This window comes from Paeniglutamicibacter sp. ZC-3 (assembly GCF_025847175.2).
In the GTDB taxonomy this organism is placed as follows: Bacteria; Actinomycetota; Actinomycetes; order Actinomycetales; family Micrococcaceae; genus Paeniglutamicibacter; species Paeniglutamicibacter sulfureus.
Genome location: NZ_JAOYTG010000003.1, coordinates 116886 through 137685 on the forward strand (window position 1 = coordinate 116886; position 20800 = coordinate 137685).

Annotated in this window: 23 protein-coding genes; 10 read left to right on the forward strand and 13 right to left on the reverse strand. The window is 64.9% G+C overall.

Annotated features, from left to right (window positions below):
• Nucleotides 1-29 precede the first annotated feature (29 nt).
• Both OIU93_RS05110 and OIU93_RS05115 read left to right on the forward strand, forming a co-directional pair.
• Nucleotides 30-470 (forward strand): VOC family protein, encoded by a 441-nt coding sequence (locus OIU93_RS05110; protein WP_264269008.1) that lies wholly within the window; start codon nt 30-32, stop codon nt 468-470.
• A gap of 45 nt (nt 471-515) precedes the next feature.
• On the forward strand, nt 516-1238 hold the full coding sequence (locus tag OIU93_RS05115; RefSeq protein ID WP_264269009.1) for an AAA family ATPase: 723 nt from the start codon (nt 516-518) through the stop codon (nt 1236-1238).
• A 50-nt stretch (nt 1239-1288) separates the two neighbouring features.
• Here OIU93_RS05115 and OIU93_RS05120 read toward each other — a convergent pair whose 3' ends face one another.
• Both OIU93_RS05120 and OIU93_RS05125 read right to left on the reverse strand, forming a co-directional pair.
• Entirely contained in the window at nt 1289-1459 is a 171-nt protein-coding gene (locus tag OIU93_RS05120; protein ID WP_264269010.1) for a hypothetical protein, read from the reverse strand.
• Between the two features lie 86 nt (nt 1460-1545).
• The gene (locus OIU93_RS05125; protein WP_367281559.1) at nt 1546-2280 is read right to left on the reverse strand and encodes a DUF1206 domain-containing protein; all 735 of its coding nucleotides are present in this window, start codon (nt 2278-2280) and stop codon (nt 1546-1548) included.
• A 240-nt stretch (nt 2281-2520) separates the two neighbouring features.
• Between OIU93_RS05125 and OIU93_RS05130 the strand changes: the two genes are divergently transcribed.
• Nucleotides 2521-2916: a VOC family protein gene (locus tag OIU93_RS05130; RefSeq protein ID WP_264269011.1), complete on the forward strand. Its 396-nt coding sequence runs from the start codon at nt 2521-2523 to the stop codon at nt 2914-2916.
• 64 nt (nt 2917-2980) lie between these two features.
• On the opposite strand, the gene OIU93_RS05135 is transcribed toward OIU93_RS05130, so the two are convergent.
• From OIU93_RS05135 to OIU93_RS05150, 4 genes are all read right to left on the reverse strand, one after another.
• Nucleotides 2981-3367 (reverse strand): VOC family protein, encoded by a 387-nt coding sequence (locus OIU93_RS05135; RefSeq protein WP_264269012.1) that lies wholly within the window; start codon nt 3365-3367, stop codon nt 2981-2983.
• Nucleotides 3368-3438: 71 nt separating this feature from the next.
• A complete protein-coding gene (locus tag OIU93_RS05140) occupies nt 3439-3786 on the reverse strand; it encodes a glycosyltransferase (RefSeq protein WP_372342876.1) in 348 nt (115 codons plus the stop codon).
• A gap of 101 nt (nt 3787-3887) precedes the next feature.
• Nucleotides 3888-4376, reverse strand: a complete 489-nt coding sequence (locus OIU93_RS05145) for a DUF1772 domain-containing protein (RefSeq protein WP_264269014.1) — start codon at nt 4374-4376, stop codon at nt 3888-3890.
• Nucleotides 4373-5215, reverse strand: coding sequence for an NmrA family transcriptional regulator (locus OIU93_RS05150; protein ID WP_264269015.1), 843 nt, complete (start codon nt 5213-5215; stop codon nt 4373-4375). The genes OIU93_RS05145 and OIU93_RS05150 overlap by 4 nt, the downstream gene beginning before the upstream one ends.
• Nucleotides 5216-5295: 80 nt before the next feature.
• On the opposite strand from OIU93_RS05150, the gene OIU93_RS05155 reads away from it, so the two are divergent.
• Entirely contained in the window at nt 5296-6309 is a 1014-nt protein-coding gene (locus tag OIU93_RS05155) for an AraC family transcriptional regulator (RefSeq protein ID WP_264269016.1), read from the forward strand.
• A gap of 600 nt (nt 6310-6909) precedes the next feature.
• Here the strand turns inward: OIU93_RS05155 and OIU93_RS05160 are convergent.
• The 3 genes from OIU93_RS05160 to OIU93_RS05170 form a co-directional block, all read right to left on the reverse strand.
• The gene (locus OIU93_RS05160; protein ID WP_264269017.1) at nt 6910-7311 is read right to left on the reverse strand and encodes a VOC family protein; all 402 of its coding nucleotides are present in this window, start codon (nt 7309-7311) and stop codon (nt 6910-6912) included.
• 176 nt (nt 7312-7487) lie between these two features.
• A complete protein-coding gene (locus tag OIU93_RS05165; protein ID WP_264269018.1) occupies nt 7488-7901 on the reverse strand; it encodes a helix-turn-helix domain-containing protein in 414 nt (137 codons plus the stop codon).
• A gap of 62 nt (nt 7902-7963) precedes the next feature.
• Nucleotides 7964-8533 (reverse strand): DapH/DapD/GlmU-related protein, encoded by a 570-nt coding sequence (locus OIU93_RS05170; RefSeq protein WP_264269019.1) that lies wholly within the window; start codon nt 8531-8533, stop codon nt 7964-7966.
• A 284-nt stretch (nt 8534-8817) separates the two neighbouring features.
• Between OIU93_RS05170 and OIU93_RS05175 the strand changes: the two genes are divergently transcribed.
• Together OIU93_RS05175 and OIU93_RS05180 are read left to right on the forward strand one after the other, a co-directional pair.
• Nucleotides 8818-9636, forward strand: a complete 819-nt coding sequence (locus OIU93_RS05175; RefSeq protein WP_264269020.1) for a helix-turn-helix transcriptional regulator — start codon at nt 8818-8820, stop codon at nt 9634-9636.
• A 717-nt stretch (nt 9637-10353) separates the two neighbouring features.
• Nucleotides 10354-11784: an exodeoxyribonuclease VII large subunit gene (locus OIU93_RS05180; protein WP_264269021.1), complete on the forward strand. Its 1431-nt coding sequence runs from the start codon at nt 10354-10356 to the stop codon at nt 11782-11784.
• Here the strand turns inward: OIU93_RS05180 and OIU93_RS05185 are convergent.
• Nucleotides 11781-12536, reverse strand: coding sequence for an SOS response-associated peptidase (locus tag OIU93_RS05185; protein WP_264269022.1), 756 nt, complete (start codon nt 12534-12536; stop codon nt 11781-11783). The two genes, OIU93_RS05180 and OIU93_RS05185, sit on opposite strands and share 4 nt — an antisense overlap.
• A gap of 35 nt (nt 12537-12571) precedes the next feature.
• On the opposite strand from OIU93_RS05185, the gene OIU93_RS05190 reads away from it, so the two are divergent.
• The 4 genes from OIU93_RS05190 (at nt 12572) to OIU93_RS05205 (ending at nt 15452) form a co-directional block, all read left to right on the forward strand.
• Complete coding sequence (locus tag OIU93_RS05190) at nt 12572-12844, forward strand: glutaredoxin domain-containing protein (protein ID WP_264269023.1); 273 nt, start codon at nt 12572-12574, stop codon at nt 12842-12844.
• 115 nt (nt 12845-12959) lie between these two features.
• Entirely contained in the window at nt 12960-14045 is a 1086-nt protein-coding gene (locus OIU93_RS05195; protein WP_264269024.1) for an S-(hydroxymethyl)mycothiol dehydrogenase, read from the forward strand.
• Complete coding sequence (locus OIU93_RS05200; protein ID WP_264269025.1) at nt 14045-14674, forward strand: MBL fold metallo-hydrolase; 630 nt, start codon at nt 14045-14047, stop codon at nt 14672-14674. The genes OIU93_RS05195 and OIU93_RS05200 overlap by 1 nt, the downstream gene beginning before the upstream one ends.
• A gap of 244 nt (nt 14675-14918) precedes the next feature.
• A complete protein-coding gene (locus OIU93_RS05205) occupies nt 14919-15452 on the forward strand; it encodes a hypothetical protein (protein WP_264269026.1) in 534 nt (177 codons plus the stop codon).
• 322 nt (nt 15453-15774) lie between these two features.
• Here OIU93_RS05205 and OIU93_RS05210 read toward each other — a convergent pair whose 3' ends face one another.
• From OIU93_RS05210 to OIU93_RS05220, 3 genes are all read right to left on the reverse strand, one after another.
• On the reverse strand, nt 15775-16890 hold the full coding sequence (locus OIU93_RS05210; protein ID WP_264269027.1) for a zinc-binding dehydrogenase: 1116 nt from the start codon (nt 16888-16890) through the stop codon (nt 15775-15777).
• On the reverse strand, nt 16890-17672 hold the full coding sequence (locus tag OIU93_RS05215; protein WP_264269028.1) for an SDR family NAD(P)-dependent oxidoreductase: 783 nt from the start codon (nt 17670-17672) through the stop codon (nt 16890-16892). Before OIU93_RS05215 ends, OIU93_RS05210 begins: the two co-directional genes overlap by 1 nt.
• A 139-nt stretch (nt 17673-17811) precedes the next feature.
• The gene (locus OIU93_RS05220) at nt 17812-20727 is read right to left on the reverse strand and encodes an FAD-binding and (Fe-S)-binding domain-containing protein (protein ID WP_264269029.1); all 2916 of its coding nucleotides are present in this window, start codon (nt 20725-20727) and stop codon (nt 17812-17814) included.
• Between the last annotated feature and the right edge of the window lie 73 nt (nt 20728-20800).

Below are 20800 nucleotides of genomic sequence, written 5' to 3' on the forward strand. Positions count from 1 at the left end.
GGGTCTCACGTGGGCCTATGCTGGGGAGCATGACTTCAAACACGCCTCCGGCCATCACTGCGCTCACCCTTGGCGTGCGCGACGTCCAGCGCTCACGCGACTTCTACGTCACGGGCCTGGGCTTCCGCGAAATCAACTACATCCCCGGCGAGATCCTGTTCGTCCAGGCCGGGTACGGGCTGATGCTCGCACTGTGGAACGTCGAATCCATGCCCGGCGAATACGGGGAAGTCGGGCACGGCCCGCTGGCCCCGCCGCTATCCGTGGGGCACAACAGCGCAAGCGTCGAGGAGGTCAACGAGCTCTACGCCAGGGCACTTGCCGCCGGCGCGACCTCGATCGGCGCACCGACCCTCCGGGAGTGGGGCGGCACCAGCGCCTGCGTGGCCGACCCCGACGGGTTCCGCTGGGACTTTGTGCACAACCCGTCCTTCGCCATCGACGACGACGGAACCGTCACCGGTGTCTAGCCGGCACCGATGCACCCCCCTCACCGCTGAAAATTCCGGCCGCCCGTGAGACTCTCCAACCTGCCGATCCGCCGCATCGCCGAAGACGGGCTTTCCCCCGCGCCCCGCGACCAATGGCCCCACACCCTCCCGCCGGTGCGCCAGCTTCTCGACCAGGGTCTGGACTTCGGTCCGGCCACCATATTCGTGGGCGAAAACGGCTCGGGAAAGTCAACCCTGGTGGAGGCCGTCGCCCTCGGCTACGGACTCTCGCCCGAGGGCGGCTCCACCGGCGCACAGCACAGTACCCGGGTCACGGAATCGGGCCTGGAGCGGCACCTGCAGCTGGTCAGGAACGTCGGCGCGAGCCGGCGCGGCTACTTTCTTCGCGCCGAAACCATGCACGGGCTTTACACCTATTTGGAAGACAATCCCTCCATGCGGCGCAAGGACCCGGAATTCCACACCATGAGCCACGGCGAGTCGTTCCTCGAGCTCATGGTGGACAGGTTTCGCGCGGGCGGCCTGTGGGTAATGGATGAGCCCGAGTCGGCACTCTCGTTCTCCGGATCCCTGGCCTTGGTGGGCATCCTGAAGGACCTGATCGCCGAGGGAAATTCCCAGGTCGTCATGTCCACGCATTCGCCGCTGCTGGCGGCCCTGCCAGGAGCAGACATTTATGAAGTCGGCCCATGGGGATTGCGTGCCGGCGAATGGGAAAGCCTCGATCTGGTCGCCAACTGGCGATCCTTCATGAACATGCCCGGACGCTACCTGCGGCACTTATAGAAAAGGGGTGCAGGGCACTTGGCCCTGCACCCCGGAAAAGCAATCGGCGGTTACTGCTCGGAATCGCCCTCGGTCCGGTCCGGGTCGAAGTCGGTCGGCAACGCCCCGCCTTCACTCTTCCACTTGGAGAGCTGCTTCTCGCTCACCATCCGTTCGTCGGTGTTGGGTGTCAGGTTGTTCTCAAACTCTTCATTTTCAGCGTTCGGTGTGTCTGCACTCATGTGGCCCACGCTATCGCCTTTCGCCGGGTTTCCACAGCATCGGTTTCCGATAGGGCATGTCCCCGCGGACAAACCGGGGCAAGGCCTCAGTCCATCTTCGCCAAACGCGACTTGAAGATCAGGAAGATCCCATAGCATCCCAGCCCGAACCCGATGAAGGCGAGCACGTAGACCCCGAAGGGCTGCGCCCGCACCGACTTGAGCGCGCCATCCAGCCCCGTGGACTCCTCCGGGTTCGCCTGCAACGTCGCCACGATGAACAAGAGCCCGAGCAGGAAAAGCGCAATGCCCTTCGCCACGTAGCCAACAACACCCACGACCTCGGTGACCCTGCGCAAGGTTCCTGAAGCGGGCAGCTCCACCTGCTTGGTGAAGGACTTCATGAGGCCCCTGACGACAAACACGATTCCGGTGATGGCAATGCCGGCGCCCACGGCCATCAGGAGCAGCGGACCGCCGGGCATCTGCATGACCTGGGCCGAGGCATCACTGGTGGATTCACCGCTGTCCTTGCGGTTGCCCAGGGCAAAGGAGGCAAAGCTCGCGGCCAAGGCAAGGAATACGACTCCCCGCCCGGCGGCAGCCAGCTTCTTGCCCATTCGTTTTTTTGCCGGCGCGTTCCGGTAGCCAAAGACCACACCGCTGGCTTCCCACAAACCCAATGCAAGGCACGCGGACGCGCCGATCCAGAGCAAGGCGTACCCTGCAGGCTGGGCGGCAAGCTGCGCAAGCGCCCCATCCTGGTCGGCTTCCCCGGATTCCCCGAAGGCCAACTGGATGGCGATGACCCCGATCAGCAGGTGCAAGATGCCACTGACCACGAAACCGGCTCTCGCGACCGCTACAAAGGCCCGGGAATTCGAGGCCTGTTCGGTCGCGTCAACGGCACCCTGAATGTTTTTTTTGATGGTTTTCCCCCTTCATGCGAAACCGTCCAAGAAGCTTTCCGGTAATAACCACATCCTGCCATCCTTGCAGGCAACCGCATACGCATCTGCACCCTGTGCTTTTGCCGCCTGCGGACATATCGTGGAATTGTCCGCTGACGAAAGGTCAAGCCCATGAATCCCGAGGTTCCCGAACTTGACGGAGTCCACCACGTGAAGCTTCCGGTGACGGATCTGGAACGCAGCCGCACTTGGTACGAGAGCCGTCTGGGCTACGAACAAGTCATGGAATTCCGCGACGGCGGCAACGTCACCGGGCTGCTGATGAGTCATCCACGGGGAGGTCCGGCGCTTGGGCTGTGGCTCGACCCGGAGCGGGCGTCCACGGTGGCGGGTTTCGACTACTTTGCCTTCGGCGCGCCAAACCGCAAGGCACTGGAAGAACTCGCCGACCGGCTGACCTCCCTGGGCGAACTCCATCCCGGCGTCCACCCCGGGACCATCGGCTGGGTGCTGTCCCACGTGAAGGATCCCGACGGGCACGAACTTCGCTTCCAGTGCGCGACGTAGCAGTTCCTGGCACCTGCCACCCTTCGCCAACGGCAGGAGCCAGGAGCCAGGAGCTAAGTGAAGACTATGCGGTGTTCTCGTGCAGGCAGAGGATGTTTCCGTCGGGGTCCTTGAACCAGGCCGCCTTCTCCGAGCCCAGGTCGCAGATGTGGCCGGTGGTCTTCAGGTCCGGCAAGTCGTAGTCCTCGAAGACCACGCCGCGGCCCTCGAGTTCGTCAATGACCTTGGGGATGTCCTTGACCTCGAAACTTGCCGCGGTGTGCGGGGATGGTTTCGCCTCGGGGTCGCTGAACAGGGCCAGCGATCCGGAGCCGTCAAGCGCGAAAACAAAGTTGCCGTCCGGACCTTGTTCCCGGAAAGGCAGACCCAACGAGTCTTCGTAGAATTTCCGCGCCCGCCCCGCATCGGTGACGGGAATCATGGTGGTCAACGGGCTGTTTGAAAGTGACATGGGAACCATCCTTCATGGGATTCTGGCCCTCCCATTTTACGTCCACACCTACGGAAAAGAGTCCTGCGGAGCTACCCCTGTTTGCCGGCAGCCCGTAGTGCTGCCACGACTGGCGCGGTTCCGTCTTCCGATGCGAGCACTGCCGCCAGGTGGCGCGCGCGTGCGGCATACGCCGGCGTCGCGGTGGCCTGCCTGATGGCAGCAGCCAGGCGTTCGGTGGTGAGCTCCTTGTAGGGAACCGGTTGCGGGCCCGCGCCGAGGGATGTGATCCTGGCGGCCCAGAACGGTTGGTCCGTGTATATCGGCACGCTGACCGTCGGTGCACCGGCGCGCAGACCCGCCGCGGTGGTACCCGCTCCTGCGTGGTGGACCACGGCAGCCATGCGCGGGAACAACCATTGGTGCGGGACGGCGCCAATGCCGCTGCCAGAGCGCGACGCTGGGCCAGCCGCCGCGCTTCACCGCATTGGCCGTGCGAAACGGCCCAGGACCCTTCGGCGGATAACGGCACGGGGGTTGGTCATCCAGTTCTTGCCAGGGAATCCAGGAAAACGACAACTGCCGCTAGCGAGGCCGCTGCCCGTACATGGTTGGCCGGGCTCCACCCCCTGTCGAATGCGCTCCATCGTGCCGCGGCGTCCACGCCCTCGGGCACGTTTCGGGCAAGTTCATTGTTGAGCGGGACGTTGCGCACGATGGTGATGCCGAAGGCGGCAAGGGCCAGTCCGGCACCGGCCATGCGATGTCCCGCTCCCGGGGCGGACGCGTCCGAGACGAGTTCCGCGACCACCACCGCGGCCGAGGCGGCGGCGCCCCCAAAGAAGACGGTCATGAAGGGCAGCCGGACCGCGCCGGTGTTGATGCGCCGCATCGCTGCAACTCCGTGGTCGGCGGGAAGGGCACGCAGTGCGGGCATGACGATTGCGGAGAAGGCGAAATACACCCCGCCCGCCACCCCGGCGCAGACGGCCGACGTGGCGGTAACCGCGGTGATGAGTGTGCCGCTCATGCGCGCGACTCGATGCGTGGGTTCCAGATTCCGATGGCAGCAGTTCGGCGGGCATAGTCGGCGAAGTCCGTCGCGGGCCGGCCCAGGGCAGATTCCGCATCTGCGGTGACGGAGGCGTTGCGCCCGTCGAGGATCGACTCGAAGAGTTCGGCCAGCGGCCGGGCATCATCGTGCGGCACTCCGTCGCGGGCGACGTCGGCAACGAACTCTTCCGCCGTGCTTGGCACATATTCGATGTTTCGTCCCGCGGCAGCGGAGATCTCGGCCGCAACATCGTGCATGGACAACAGGCGCGGACCGGTCACCTCATGGAGGACCCCGGCATGACCGTCCTCGACGAGCGCGGCGGTCGCGATCTCGGCCAGGTCATCGATGTCGATGAAGGGTTCACGGACATCCCCCGCGGGGAGCACCAGCCGTCCGCGCAGGGTGGGTCCGAGGAGGAAGTGTTCACTGAAGTTCTGGGCGAACCACGAAGAGCGGATGATCGTCCACTCCGCCGCCGTTTCCTGGACTGCCTTCTCGCTGGCGCGGGCCCCCTCCTCCCCGCGGCCCGAGAGCAGCACCAGGCGATTCACTTCCAGACTCCGTGCCCGCTCGGCGAATTCCCCGATCATTTCGGCCACGCCGGGAAAGGCCAGGTCCGGCGAATAGCACACATAGGCGGCCGAGGCCCCCCGCAGCGCGGCATCCCAGGTTGAACGGTCGTCCCACCGGAACGGACTGCCACCCTGCCGCGAGGCCACACGGGTCGGGATGCCGCGGTCGCGAAGGCGGCCAACGATGCGGCTTCCGGTGCGACCGGTACCGCCGAGGACAAGCACATTTGTATTGGTCATGGCACCAGTCAACGGCACCCGGTTCACACTTTGAATAGTTCCACAGCGGAGATCCATACGCGATCGTCTAGAGTGGGCGCATGGATCCACTCACCCACCTGCTCGACGGCCCCCGGGCGCGCCGCGCCTTTGCCCTCCGCGTGGTCATGGCCCCGAACTGGTCCATCAACGTGCAGGACAGGGCGCCCTTGACTGTCATCGCCATGATGTCGGGCAATGCGTGGCTGGAAGCCGGGAATGAACGATTCGAATTGCGGCAGGGTGATGTGGCAATCGTTCGTGGCCCGGACCCCTATACGGTGTCGGATGATCCGTCCCGCATCCCGGATGTCCTCATCCATCCCGGCCAGCGGTGCACTTCCCCGTCCGGAAGGGATCTCCAAACGAGCATGAACCACGGGATACGCACCTGGGGCAACGCCTCCGCCGGGCAGACCACGATGCTGATCGGCACCTATGAAACCGACGCGGAAATCGGCGCGGCGGTGACGACGGCACTGCCCCGCATCGCCGTCGTTCCGGCCGGCCACGTCAGTCCGTCCCTGCTGGGTTTCCTGGAAGGTGAAATCACCAGCGACGCGCCGGGGCAAGGCAGCGCCATCGACAGGTTGCTCGATGTGCTTCTGGTGCATTCGATCCGCGCGTGGGCGGCGCTCCATCCCGACACCGCACGTGGCTGGCTCGCCGGCGGCACGGATCCGCTGATCGCCCGGGCACTGGAATTTTTTCACGAATTCCCCGCCGAGGCCTGGAACCTTGAGTCCCTCGCTCAGCGCCTGAACGTGTCCCGAGCGACCCTTGCCGGCCGGTTTCGCGCCGGCGTCGGCGAACCACCCATGACCTACCTGACGAATTGGCGGATGCTGCTCGCCAGCGAGCTGCTCGCCGACCCCCGGCTGACCACCACGCAGATCGCCGCCAGGGTCGGGTACGGCAGCCCTTTCGCCCTGAGCACGGCCTTCAAGCGACGGTTCGGGGTGAGCCCCACCGGGTACCGGGAACGTACCTACCTTGCGCATGCCGCGGCATCGGGCCCGCCTCGACACGGCGGCAACCAGCCCCGGGCAATGGAGGCCGACCGGGCCGTCCCATAGCCTTCGACGTGTCCGGGCGCGCTTGAGGTTCCTTCCGCCGATGGCGGCGACATGGCTCGCCTCCGGGATCCTTATCGCCCAAAACCTCTCCGGCACCCTGCCCGACACCCGCGCCGACGCACGGCCCTCTCCCGAGCACCTGTCGGCCGCGTCCTGGCCGGCGAAGCGGCCATCGTGGTTGGCGTGCCGATGGGGCTGGTCTTCGTGCTGGTGCTGCACGATCGCCGCCGCGCATTGGCCGCGACGCGGTGATGCTACATGCCGTTCCGGGGGTTACGCCGGCACCGGCGCTCGCCATACACTGGCCTTGCCTCCACTATCGGAAGAAAGTGAGTGACCATGACAATCCCACAGCCTCCCGAGCCCCCGGTCAAACCGGCCGAACCCGACGGCGTTCCACCGGGTCCGCCGAACGAGCCGCCGCCGGACCCGGGCCCCGTTCCACATCCGCCAGCGCCGGAACCCCCCTACCCGCCGACCGAACCCGAACCCATCGGGCCGTACCCGCCGATCCGGTAGGCACACAGGCCACGGCAACGGGCAGGGGCATCGTCAGCACGACGATGCCCCTGCCCGTTGCGGTTCTCAGACGGAGCTTGCCTAGCGCTGGGAAAGGCGGATCATGTTGCCCGAGGGGTCCCTGAACGCACAGTCCTTCGGGCCCCACGGCTGGTCAATGGGTTCCTGGAGGACCTCGGCCCCGGTGGCGCGAACCTGCTCGAAGAGCGCGTCAAGGTCGCTGGTGCTGAAGACAGTCATCGGCAGCACACCCTTGGTGAGGAGCTCCTGCATGGTGTCCCCGTCGGCTTCCGATCGCCCCGCGTGCGGGTCCGAGAGCACGATTCCGAGCCCCGGCTGGGTGTCCGAGGCCAGGGTGACCCAGCGGTGCTCGCCCGAGGCCACGTCGTTCTCCACCTTCAGGCCCAGCCCGTCGCGGTAGAACGGGATCGCTTCGTCGACGTCGTTGACGGTGATGTGTGAGTATTGCAGTGAAATATCCATGGCTCCACGATAGGCACCAAGCCCCCGGGTGCGCTTCTTGGATCCTGCTCGATATCGAAGAATGGCTTAAGACTCCCCACTGCCTACCGGGCGCGGCCGGTCACGGTGTCCCTCGGCGAGCGCCGGTCCATGCGGCCATCCGCGAGCATCCGGCGCCGGAAGGGGGATGAAAGCTGCTAGTACCGCTGGATCCTGGTGCTCTTGGGACGGGTCACGGATTTGGCAATGCAGGCAGGCATGGCTTCCACCGCGGTATGTTCCCGGTTCCGGTATCCACTGGGACTTTCGCCCGTGATCTGGGTGAAGCTGGTGCTGAAGGATCCCAGAGAGGTACACCCCACCTCCATGCAGGCGTCGGTGACGCTCATCCCGGACCTGAGCAACGCCATGGAACGCTCGATGCGCCGGGTCATCAGGTAGGCGTAAGGGCTCTGCCCGTAGGCGGACTTGAACTGCCGGGAGAAGTGCGCCGGGGACATCATGGCCCTGGCCGCCATGGTGGGGACGTCAAGGGGCTTCGCGTAGTCGCGGTCGATCATGTCCTTGGCGCGGCGCAGTGCGGTGAGCACCTCGAGCTCGTACTGCTTCATGCGATCGAGATTATCAGCGCCACCCCGGCACGGCATGGCGACCGCGCCGAAGCCGGGCGGTCCTACTCGGTGACCGAGCGCACCACCCGTGCGGGGGAACCCACCACAACGGCTCCTGCTGGCACGTCCTTGGTGACGACCGAGGCTGCGGCCACCACGGCATCATCCCCGATGTGCACCCCCGGCAGGATGGTGGCGTTGGATCCGATCCACACATTCCTGCCAATCACGACAGGTGCCGGGATCATGTCCGCGCGTCGGCTCGGTGCAAGGTCGTGGTTCAGCGTCGCGATGACCACGTTGTGCCCGATGAGGGTGTCATCCCCGATCCTCACCCCGCCCTGGTCCTGGAACTTGCACCCGGCATTGATGAAGATCCGCTTCCCGAGGGTGATGTTTTTCCCGAAGTCGGCGTTGAAGGGCGGAAAGAGCGTCACGGATTCGTCAACCGGACTTCCGGTCAGCTGCGCCAGCAGCTCCCGAACGCGGTCCGGCTCCCGGTAGCCGCTGTTGAGCTCACCGGTGATGTGCAGCGCTTCCTGGCTGACCCGGTGCATCAGTACATGCAACGGCGAGTCCCCCGTGATCGTGCGGCCCGCATCCAATTCCTTCAGGAGGTCCTTGAGTTCCATGATGTCCCTTCATTCGGGTGCCGGCAAAGGTTGCAAACACCAATTCAACTGCTGGCTTACCAAGACCTAGGCACTCTTGAACCATAACCGCGAAGCGCACTGGCGGTGCCTTGCGGCGCAGCGCGTGTCTTCAAGTCCGGCCCCCTCCACTTCCGATGGTCCCCCTCGTTTCCCCGGTCCATCTCGTCTGCTCCCCGCCGGCTCTCCCGTCCGGGCGCACAGGGGCGTAACCTAGCACCAACGTGTACTTCCGTCGCGGCTTACTGGGGGAAAGGAAAGCCTGCATGGAGAGCTCCGACCGGTTGCGGGACCGATGGCTCGATACTGCCGCCGGGATCCTGCAGGAAAGCGACCCGGGGATTGCCCGTCAACAATTGCACGAGGCTCTGCTGGATTCGTTCCGTGCCTTCGCGGCGGTCCGTGCCCCGTTGGCCATGAACGGCGGAATCGGCGGGCCATCCATCTTCGGCCAGTACGCGGCGCTTGACACCTCGGACTGGCCGTTGGCGGTGGAGCGGGCCGGTAGTGACCACCCGGTGTTCGCCTACCACAACGTCACCGGCGACCCCGCGCCGGTGACGCTTCGCCAGGCAGCGGAGCGAGGCTGGCCGGTCTCAGATTTCGCGGCGTCCATGATCGACAGGCTAGGTCTCAGCATCCACCAGCTCTCACTGCCGCTGGCCACCGTCGGGCCGGAATCAGCTACCTACGGATTTGTCAGTGACGGCGCCTACCTTGAGCGCGACCAAGAGTCTGCCCGGTCCATCCAGCCGATTGTTCGCGGCCTGGATGCACACATCCGCATGCTCGAGTCGTTGTTGACCGCCCCGGTGTCCGCACCAGAGCACCCGCTGACCGCGCGCGAACAGCTGGTTCTGGCCCTGGTTGCCCAGGGGCGCACGGCAAATGGCATCGCTGCCCGTCTCTGTGTATCACCGCGCACGATCCACAAGCACCAAGAGAACCTATATAGAAAGCTGGGCGCGGTGGACCGTCTGTCGGCGGTCCTCCGCGCCCAGGAATGCGGGTTGCTCCCCCAGCAGCCCGACGGTGCCTACGATTTTCCCGGCGACCATGCCGGGGAGATGTTGGAGTTGTTGTAGATCACGGGCACGTGCGAAATGCCTTCCTCTTCCATCCACGGTTTTAGGGAGGAGACGAGATCTACCTTGCCCACGCAGTTCGGGGCGACCCTCGGGATGATGAACCGGTTCGCCGGATCATCCAACGCGATCCACCGCCCCCTTCTCTTGCAGCTGCTTCGCATAGGCCAGATACGACTACCTCTCCTTGAAACTTTCGTGGGCCGGCGCCGCCGGGGCCGTCAGCAGTGCCACGGCTCCGACGACCGAAGCGGCACGGATCCCCCAAGTCTTGATTTCCATGCCCGATTCCTCCGAGTTTGGTGGCGCGTTCCCTTCGCGCCGACACCTCCCAGTGTTCACCACGTTTCCGGTGTGTGCCATACGCAGTGGTGCGTAGCAGGACCCGGACGTCGTCACGCCAGCGGCCGGGGCGTTACCCTCGGCCGGCGGGGTGCAAAGCCGCGGTGCGCTGGTGGCCTTGGCCGCCGGTCGCTGACTTCCGTCCGACAGGTGATATCGCTGACAATTTCATGTTCCCCTGGGTGCCTCCGCTTCGGTTGAACCGTGGGGCATGACATGCCTGCAGGTCGGCATCGACTTGCAATGCCGCTACGCATTTCGGTTCCATCCTTTGGCCTCTGGCAGTGCCGAATCTGCTATCTGTCCACCCTCTTCGGTAGCCTCTGCCATACACTCGCAGCATCCGTCAGCAGCCACCGGCGAGAGGGCCCGGACATGAACAATCCACTTGATTTCCCGCCCGAAACAATATCCGCGGGGGACCTCAGCAAGTTCATTCAAGATTCGATTAAGGGGAGGGTTTACTCGATCACCGGTGAATGCAAGGATGCACGACAGTGGCCGGACTCCTCCTGGAATTTCGATCTGGTCACCAAGGATGCAGTCACCGGGAGCGTCCACTTCCTTCCATGTCGAATATGGCCCGACGGACAAAAACGCATTGACAAAGGCTTCACCGAAGGCGGTTCATCCCTCGAGAAGGTGTTGACCGACGGAATGGGCTTGACAGTACGAGGCGAAACTCGGATGTGGAACAACCGCCTCCAACTGCGAACTCTCGAAATCAGTTCACCCTCAATACGCAACGGCCAGTTCCACCGCGACCAGATGGAACTGCTTACACGATTCAGGGACCGCTATCCTGGCCATCCTCGTCTTCACCTCGAGCACGATCTGGTCCATATCGATTCGACCTCCGGAGTTCCCGTCCCGCATGCCAATCTTGAACGGGTAATGGTCATTGCTCCCGAGAATACCCGTGGGACAAATGATTTCAAACGCCAACTGGTGCGCCACCACTCCCAGCGCTCAAAAATCACATACCAAGCGATAACGTGGAGCACGGACAAGGCACCGGACCGTTTGCGCTCGCTGATCCATTCAGCTCATGAACACCGTTATGGAATGATCGTTCTGCTGCGCGGAGGAGGACATTGGTCCGAGCTGCAGGTGTTTGACGATGAAATTGTCGCTGAACTGATTGCCGCCTCCGAAGTTCCCGTTATTACGGCCATTGGCCACAAGGACGATGTCTTCCTGGCAGATCGGGTGGCGCGGGCATCATTCGTGGCACCGAGTGCGGCAGCTTCAGCAATATCCAAGTCGCACGATATGCAATTCAGTAATGGATTGAAAGCCAAGGCTGAGCAAAAGGCAGCAAGTTCCCTGGCCCACCTTCAAGAAATCACGAAGCAGCTTGCCGACGCACGAACGGAACTGGATTCAACCAACAACAAGTGCCTTACCTTGCGTAGCGAAGCCGCAACGCTTGATGGCCGTTACAAACAGGATCTTCTGGAGATGGCGCGGCGACGGGTCCGGGGATATTCGCGGCTTGCCACTGGTTTCACTGTGGGCTTGGCTGTTGCCGTTTTCTTTGGGGCAAGCGGACTTCTGGACTTTTTTGGAGTGGAACCGACGTTTCCAGCTGTCCTGATAACCCGGTGTACGGCAATCGTGGTGGCTTGGATCATCACTTGGAGGCTCGATATCGCGCGAGAGAGGATCAAGTGGCCTGCAGCAAAGCCGCTGCGCGTCCCGCTTACGGAGTCGGAGTGGAAGTCGGAGATCAAGACGGTCCGCACCGTCCACCGTCTGCGAAAACTTCAGCGTCACCCGCCGGTCACCACGGAAGCTGAAGTCTAGAAAAGTCCCGAGTGCGTCTCGATAAGTTCGGGGCCGTCGTTGCGCACGTTGCCCACCGCCGGATCGACCTCGCGCAGCTCCCAGCCCGAGGCCACCGTCGCGGCCCCGGAGCGCACCATCTCCACGAGCTCGGCGGCGTTCTTGTTTTCCGGATCCAGCCATTCGGCCAGCGAATCCTTGGCCAGCGGGATGGGCAACCTGTCGTGCAGACCGTGCAATTCCTGCAGGACCGGCAACTCCGAGTCCGCCTCCGGGGAGGGAGCGGTGAGGATCGTGGTCGAGAGCAGCCACCGCTCCGGGTCCCCGTCGTCCTTGGACGGGTCCTTCCACCATTCATAGAGCCCGGCAAAAAAGATCAGCGAGTCGTCGGCAGGATGCACATAGAACGGGCGCTTCTTGGCCTTGGGGCTGTCCCCGGCCAGCCATTCGTAATAGCCCTCGGCCGGCACCGCGCAACGCCTGGAGGCCACCGCGGACCGGAAGGTCGGTTTCTCGATCACGGTCTCGCTACGGGCATTGAAGGCGCGCACTCCCACGGCGGGGTCCTTCGCCCACCCCGGCACCAGACCCCACTTGGCCACATGCACCTGCCGGCGCACCGCCCCCTCGACGAGCCGCTCGAGCACGATCGGCACGTCGGTGGTCGGGGCCACGTTCCAGGATTGCCGCAGTTCCAGGTTCGCATCCGCCTCGGCTTCCGCTTCGGCCACCAGGTCGCCAATTGCCTTGGCCATCACAAATCGTCCGCACATGGAATAAGACTCTCACGTCCTCGGTTACGTGGGGTATGAGCGAAAATGAAAAACTTGCCCCGTACATTCCCGAAGCCGGCGCCGTCACGATGTTCACCACCTCGTGGTGCGGCTATTGCCGCAACCTCAAGCGCCTCATGGATGCCAAGGGGATCGGCTACACCGAGGTAAATATCGAGGAAGTGGAGGGGACCGCCGAGCTGGTGGAGGCCTTCAACGGCGGCAACCAGACCGTGCCGACCTTGATATTCCCCGACGGAACCGCCGCAACAAATCCGCGGATAGAGGAAGTGCTCGAGCGCGTCTAGTCGGGCTGTGCTTGGATGGAGGGGTGCCACTTGCCGAAAGGCAGGAGGCACCCCTTCCGCGTTAAGCATTTTTTTGTCGCGCATGCGCGCGACCGTCCGCAAGAATTGGAGTGACATGTCACAAAAAGTCCAGGCCGTTATCGTCCGCGCCAAGGATGCTCCCGTTGAGACGGTGACCATCATCGTTCCCGACCCGGGGCCCGGCGAGGTCGTCGTCGACGTACTGACCGCCGGTGTTTGCCACACCGACCTGCACTACAAGCTCGGCGGGATCGGCAACGACTACCCGTACCTGCTGGGCCACGAATCCACCGCGGTGGTCAGCCAGATCGGCGAGAACGTCAGCAACGTCGCGGTTGGCGATCGGGTCATCCTGAACTGGCGTGCTGTCTGCGGGCAGTGCCGCGCCTGTGCCAAGGGCACCCCGCAGTACTGCTTCAACACCGCCAACGCCACCCAGAAGATGACCCTGGAGGACGGCACCGAGCTCTCGCCGGCCCTGGGCATCGGATCCTTCGCCGAGAAGACCCTGGTCGCCGCGGGCCAGTGCACCAAGGTCGATGAGGACGTCGACGCCGCCGCCGTGGGCCTGCTGGGCTGCGGCGTCATGGCCGGCATCGGGGCCGCCATGAACACCGGCGAGGTCAAGCGCGGCGAGTCCGTCGCGGTCATCGGTTGCGGCGGCGTCGGCATTGCCGCGATCGCCGGGGCGAAGCTGGCCGGGGCCACCACCATCGTGGCGGTGGACCTGGATGACGACAAGCTGGCCATGGCCAAGAACATGGGAGCCACGCACACCGTGAACTCCAAGACCAATGACGCCGTCGAGGGCATCAAGGCCGCCACCGGCGGCTTCGGCGCCGACGTGGTCATCGATGCGGTGGGCCGCCCGGAAACCTACAAGCAGGCGTTCTACGCCCGCGACCTCGCCGGCCGCGTGGTGCTGGTGGGTGTGCCGAACCCGGAGATGAAGCTGGAACTGCCGCTGCTGGATGTCTTTGGCCACGGCGGGTCGCTGAAGTCGTCCTGGTACGGCGACTGCCTGCCGTCCCGCGACTTCCCGATGCTGGTCGAGCAGTACAAGCTCGGCCGCCTGGACCTGGACGCGTTTGTCACCGAACGCATCAAGCTGGACGACGTCGAGGCAGCCTTCACCAAGATGCACGAAGGCAAGGTCCTGCGTTCGGTGGTGGAACTCTAATGAGCGCGCAGATTGAAAACCTGGTCACCTCCGGTACCTTCAGCCTGGACGGGGGAACCTGGGACGTGGACAACAACGTGTGGATCATCGGGGACGAGAACGAGGTCTTCGTCATCGACCCCGCCCACGAGCCGTCCAAGATCAAGCAGGCCGTCGGCAACCGCGCGGTCAAGGCCGTGTTGCTGACCCACGGGCACGACGACCACATCCGCTATGCCCGTGCGTTCGCCGACCTGGTCGAGGCACCGATCCACCTGAACCCCGCCGACACGATGCTTTGGGAAGCGATTTTCCCGGGCACCACCGCGGACGCGGAAATCAAGGACGGCGACACCTTCGAGGTCGCCGGGACCACCCTGGTGGCGCTGCACACCCCCGGGCACTCCCCCGGATCGACCTGCTTCTACGCCGAGTCGCTGGGAACCCTGTTCTCCGGCGACACGCTGTTCAACGGCGGACCCGGTGCCACCGGGCGCAGCTACTCGAGCTTCGAAACGATCATCGACTCGATCCGCGAACGCTTGCTCGCCCTGCCGGCCACCACCGTGGTGAACACCGGGCACGGGGATGCCACCACCATCGGCGCCGAGGCACCGAACCTGGACGAATGGATCAAGCGCGGGAACTAAGTCGGGTTTGATCTGTTGTTTCCTGTGGGAGTCGCGTGTGTGCGTGGCTCCCACAGACCTTTAACCGGTGCCGTAGCGACGCCTCGCCCACGCTAAAGTACCAAGTACCCCATGAGGCTTTTGCGAGCCATTGCTACACGAGGCCTTTCGGCGAAGGCGACTCGTTGGACAATCACACGCTTATCGCTTCTAACCGCCAAGGCAATAAGAAAGTACTCAGGGAGATGGAAAAGCTGGTGAAGAAATGAATCCGTTGCGACTGACCGTCGGTGCGGTGCTGGTGCTGGTTGGTATCACTGGGTGCGCACCCAGTGATCAGTTTGGTGAACCGTCCAAATCGACGACAACGAAAGAGGGCGCACCTGTGGGGAACGGGTTGACGTGGCAGGAGGCCAAGGCCCAGACACAAGACCTGGAACTGGAGATCGCCCGGCTGATTCCCGAAGACAAAGTGGTGAAGATCGACCAGGGGAAAACCGGTACTTTATTCAGCTGCAGCGAGACACAACATAATTGGAATGGGGCGACAACCGTCACTCTGAGCAAGGGGACAGAACCAGAGCCTCTCGTCAAGGCGATTGAAGCGCAGTACCAGGACAGCCGCTTCACCATCGAAACAGATCTCAGCATCACTGGAAATTATCGGGTGCAGCTACGCTCTCCACACACCGCAGCGTCCTACATCATCGTCAGGGATGACCCGAATGCAATTCGTATTGCATCTGGCTCTGCATGCTTCACCTTGCCTGAAGGAGTGTATCCGGGTGGTGATTTCTGAGCATTGACGGCAAAGGCCCGCAACCTGGTCCAGGATACCGGCTGGAACCCTCTAATGCTTACCGCGCTTGACTGCTGACCACCTTGGTCGACCAGCTGTTGGGCATCCGCCGCGTCCGCTCCGCGACTTGTCCTTCGGGAAAGTCATCCACGGCCGTTCAGGCCGAGGTGGAGAGTTGGGCGACAACAACTAAACCGGAACCATGCCTGTCACCCAGCCCGCCATGGCGTGTCGCTGAACAAGACGCCGGCCGGTACCGCAGATTCCCGGTTGGCCAGCGCAGCCGCCTCCGACCCCGGGCCTAAGGCGGCGCACGACCCGTTCAGGGCTTGAGCAGGCGGCGGATAACCCGGCCCTCGGCCAGTGCGTCCAGGGCTTGGTTGATTTCCTCCAACGGTCGGGTGTCGCTGTGTAGCAATTCCACCGGGAGCCTGCCTTCGCGCCACGCTTTGACAAAGTAGGCAATGTCCTCGGCTGGCTTGGCATCGCCCATGTAGGAACCCAGCAGGCGCTTGCCCGCCCCGGCGAACGTCAGCGCCGGCACCGTGAGCTCGGCCTCCGGATGAGGAAGCCCCACACAGATGACCGCCCCGCCGCGGGTCAGCACCTGAAGAGCCTCGCCGATCACCCGGGCCGAGCCCGACGCCTCGATCGCCACGTCGACCCCGTCCCCTGTGGCCGCGGAAACGAGTGCCCGGGCCTGTTCCGGTGTCCCCACGGCGGTGGCCCCGGCGGCAAGTGCCAGGTCATGCTTGGCCGTGTTCGGGTCGATGGCAATGATGCTTCCCGCACCGACAAGCACCGCGCCCATGATCGCAGCCAGCCCCACGGCGCCCAGCCCGTAAACAATCACCGACTGGCCCGCTTCAAGCCGCGCGGTGTGCCTGATGGCCCCGATGCCAGTGAGCACCGCGCAGCCGAACATGGCAGCCACCTCATCGGGGACATCCTCCGGCACTGGCACCACGGATTCGACCGCCACCACCGCGTGGTCCGCAAAGGCGGAGACGCCCAGGTGGTGGTTGATCCGCTCGCCGCCGGGCCCGCGCAGCAGCGCCTCTCCGTGCAGCAGGTCCCCGGCGGTGTTGCTCACCGCTGCCCGGTGGCACAAGGCGGGGCGTCCGGCGGCACAGGCACGGCAGGTGCCGCAGCCGGGCACGAAGACCAGCACGACCTTGGTGCCGACGTCGAGGTGGTCCACTCCCGGGCCCAGGGAAGCGATGCGTCCGACCGCCTCGTGGCCCAGTGCCATGGGCAGCGGGCGGGGCCGAGACCCGTTGATGACCGAGAGGTCCGAGTGGCACAGCGAGGAGTAGATGATGTCCACGCCCACCTCCCCGGCCCGCGGCCCGGGTGTGGCAAGTTCCTCGATGGCCAGCGGCCGGCTTTCGGCATAGCTCCCGGCCCCCGGCAGCTCGCGCAGGATCGCGGCGCGCATCAGGCGTTCCACCCGCCATCGAGCACGTAGGAGGCCCCGGTGACCATCGCCGCCTGCTCGGAGGCCAGGAATGCGACGAGCGAGGCGACCTCGTGCGGCTCGACCAGGCGCTTGATGGCGTTTTTGGTGAGCATAACCTGTTCCAGCACCGCGCCCTCAGCGATGCCGTGGGTGGATGCTTGGTCCCTGATCTGGCCTTCGACCATTGCGGTGCGCACGTAGCCCGGGTTCACGCAATTGCTGGTCACCCCGTGCGGCCCGCCTTCCCTGGCGGCGGCCTTGGAAAACCCTTCCAGGCCGTGCTTGGCCGCAACGTAGGCCGACTTGAATTCGGAGGCGCGCAGTCCGTGGATGGAAGAAATGTTGATGATGCGCCCGTTCCCCTGCGAGTACATATGCGGCAGCGCGGCACGGGTGAGCAGGAACGGGACCTCGAGCATCAGGGTGAGGATCCGGCGGAAAGCTGCTGGCTCAAAGTCCTGGACGCGGCTGATGGTTTGCACCCCGGCGTTGTTCACGAGCACGTCCACCTCCAGCTTCAACGACTCGAGCGCGGCGGTGTCAAGAAAGTCCACCTCCCAGCTCTCCCCGCCTACCTCCTGCGCCAGCGCATCGGCCGCGGCCCCGTCGCGGTCGGCCACGACTACGTGCGCCCCCTGGGCCGCCAGCGTGCGGGCCATGGCCGCGCCGAGTCCCCCGGCACCTCCCGTCACCAGGACGCGCTTGCCCGCCAGTCCGGTGACCAATGACGGATAGGGGGTGGGTGCCGGCTTTTCGGCCATGTCGTCTACCTCCGGGGGTCGGGCAATGCGCGGTGCACTAGGCCGAGTATTGCCCGGTCTCTCCCGCCACGCAATGCGCATCGATGCACAAGGCGTGTGCGTGCGGCCTTTGGGGGTTCCCGGGCCGGTTGTCCGGCAGTTAGGTTCGCGCGGGATCCAGGCGTGCTGCGGCAAGCACCTGGGCCAAGTGCAGGCCCGAGGCGTCGGTCCCCTCGGAAATCTGGGTTCTGCAGGAGAAGCCGTCTGCCAGCACCAAATCGCCCCTGGCCCGCCCCCGGATCGCGGGGAAGAGCTCGCGCTCGCCGAGCGTGCGGGAGAGCTCGGCATGCCCGGGCTCGAAGCCCCAGTTGCCCGCCAACCCGCAGCAACCGGTTTCGATCTCGCGCTCGTCAATGCCCACGGAGGCGAGCACCTTGGCCGAGGGCGAATGGTCGCCCTGGGAACGTTCGTGGCAGTGCACTTGCGAAACGGCGCCGACGTCCAGCGTGCCGAAGGGCCAGGCCGCACTGGGTTTACGGTCGGCGGGCACGTGCCGGGCGACCAGTTCGCCGAAGGGCACCACCGCGGCGGCCAGGGCGGCTGCGCGCGGATCGTCCGGGACGAGTTCGGTGATTTCGTGTCCGAGCATCACGGTGCAGGAGGGCTCGAGCCCGATGACCGGGTAGCCGGCCTCGAGCAGCGGCTCCATGACCTTCAGGGTGTACCGGATGACCTTGCGGGCCGCATCCAGTTGCCCGGTGGAGTGCCAGGTGAGTCCGCAGCAGACGAATCCGTCGGGGATGATGACCGTGTATCCGAGTGCCTCGAGCACCTCGACGGCCGCCTTGCCGGGGCCGGTGTCGAGGTGGTTGTTGAAGGAGTCCGGCCAGAGCACCACGGTCTTGCCCGTGCCCGCAGGGGCGTGGCCGCGTTTCCGGTACCAGGCCTGCAGGGATTCGGGGGCGAAGGAGATCATCTTGCGTGTCGGTTCGATCCCGCCGAGCTTCTTGACCAGGTGTTCGACCGGCCCCAGCCGCAACAGGGCGTTGGTGGCACCGGCCGCCCCCGGAACCAGGTGCAGGACCCTGGTGAGGACCGGCAGCCAGCCCATGGTGTAGTGGGCCATGGGACGCAGCCGCTTCTCGTAGAAGCGGTGCAAAAATTCGCTCTTGTACGTGGCCATGTCCACGTTGACCGGGCATTCGGAGGCACAGGCTTTGCAGGACAGGCACAGATCCAGCGCCTCCTTGACCTCCTCGGATTTGTAGGCCGAGGGCAGGGATTCGCCGCGGAACATCTCCGAGAGCACCCGCGCCCGGCCCCGGGTCGAGTGCACCTCGTCGCCGGTTCCCTGGAAGGAGGGGCACATAGCCCCCTCGTCCGAGCGGCACAGTCCCACCCCGACGCAGCGGTTCACGCCGTTGACCAGCGAGCCGCGATCGCGGGAGAGGACGTGGACCGGCAGCAGTTCGTGCTTGCGCTGCCCGGGTCCCGGGCGCAGCCTGTCATCGATCTTCTCCGGGTCGATGAGCACCCCGGGGTTGAACAGGCCGGTCGGGTCGAAGATCTTCTTGAAGCCTTTGAACGCGTCCATGGCCTCGGGGCTGTACATCCGGTCCAGCAGTTCGGAGCGGGCGCGGCCGTCCCCGTGTTCGCCGGAAAGCGATCCGCCGTAGCGGGCGACCGTCTCGGCCGCCGCCTCCATGAACGAACGGAAGACCGCAACGCCTTCCTCGGTCCCCAGGGTGAAGGAGATGCGCACGTGCACGCATCCCTCGCCGAAATGCCCAAAGGGGATGCCGCGCAGGCCGTGCTCGGACATCAGCTCGTAGAGGTCTCGCAGGTAGTCGGCAAGATGCTCGGGCGGAACTGCCGAGTCCTCCCAAGAGGGCCAAGCCTCCCCACCGTCGGGGAGCCGGGTCACGATGCCGGCGGACGCCTCGCGGATGCGCCACAGGGCCCGGACCGAGGCATGCTCGGTGACGACCACCGCGTCGATCGCGGCGGTTTTATCCGCGGCCAGGTATTCGGCAGCCAGCGCCTCGGCGATGGCACAAGCGGCCTCCGGTGTGTCCCCCGCGGTTTCGCAAAAAAGCCAACCCCCGGCGCGCTCGATCGATCCGTAAGGTCCGCCCATGCCCGGAAGCTCGGAGCCGGCAAACTCCTGGCCGGGGCGCGAACGCAGTGCGTCCAGCAGGTCCCCGCCCATGCCCTCCGCCGTGGTGATACCCGGACGGCGCATGGTGGCGGCCGCGGCGGCCGCATCAAAAACGGTTTCAAAGGCGAGCACTGCCAGTGCGGTGGCCTTGGGTTTTTCCACCAGCTTCACGGTGAGCTCGGTGATGATGCCGCAGGTGCCCTCCGTGCCGGCGAAGGCGCGGGCGGTGTTGAACCCGTTTTCCGGCAAGAGGTAGTGCAGACCGTAGCCGGAGACCTGACGGGGGAAGCGTCCCAATTCGGTGCGCAACACGGCCAGGTTCGCATCCCGCAGCTTCTTCAGCTCGACATTGAGCCCGTGGTCATCGCAGCCGGTTGATCCGAGGGTGACGGTGGAGCCGTCGGCCCGCATGACTTTGACCGACTCGACGTTGTCCGCCGCCGTACCCCAGGCCAGCGAGTGCGACCCGCAGGCGTTGTTCGCCACCATGCCGGCCACCGTGCAGCGGCTGTGCGTGGAGGGGTCCGGTCCGTAGGTCAATCCGAATTCGGCTGCCGCATCGCGCAGGGCATCGCAGATCACCCCTGGCTGGATGCGCGCGGTTCGGGCAACCGGGTCGATTTCCAGGATCTTATTGAAGTGGCGCGAGGTGTCGAGGATCAGGCCCTCGCCGATGGCGTTGCCCGCCACCGAGGTCCCGCCGCCACGCATGGTGACGCTCAGACCCTCCTCCGCGGCGTAGCCCAGGGCCTCGGCGACGTCGGCCTCGCTGCGCACTTCAAGCACCGCGGCGGGCACACGCCGAAAGATCGAGGCGTCTGAGACATAGGCGGCGCGCGTGGTCATGTCGGTGCGCAGCCGGGATCGCAGCTCGGCGCTCGCCGGTGTCGGCACCGATTCAAGGGGCAGGGATTCCATGAGAAGGACCTCTCGTAGGGCAATTGAAACCAGAGTAACATGTTACAGGCGAATGAAAGATGCCGTGGGCGAA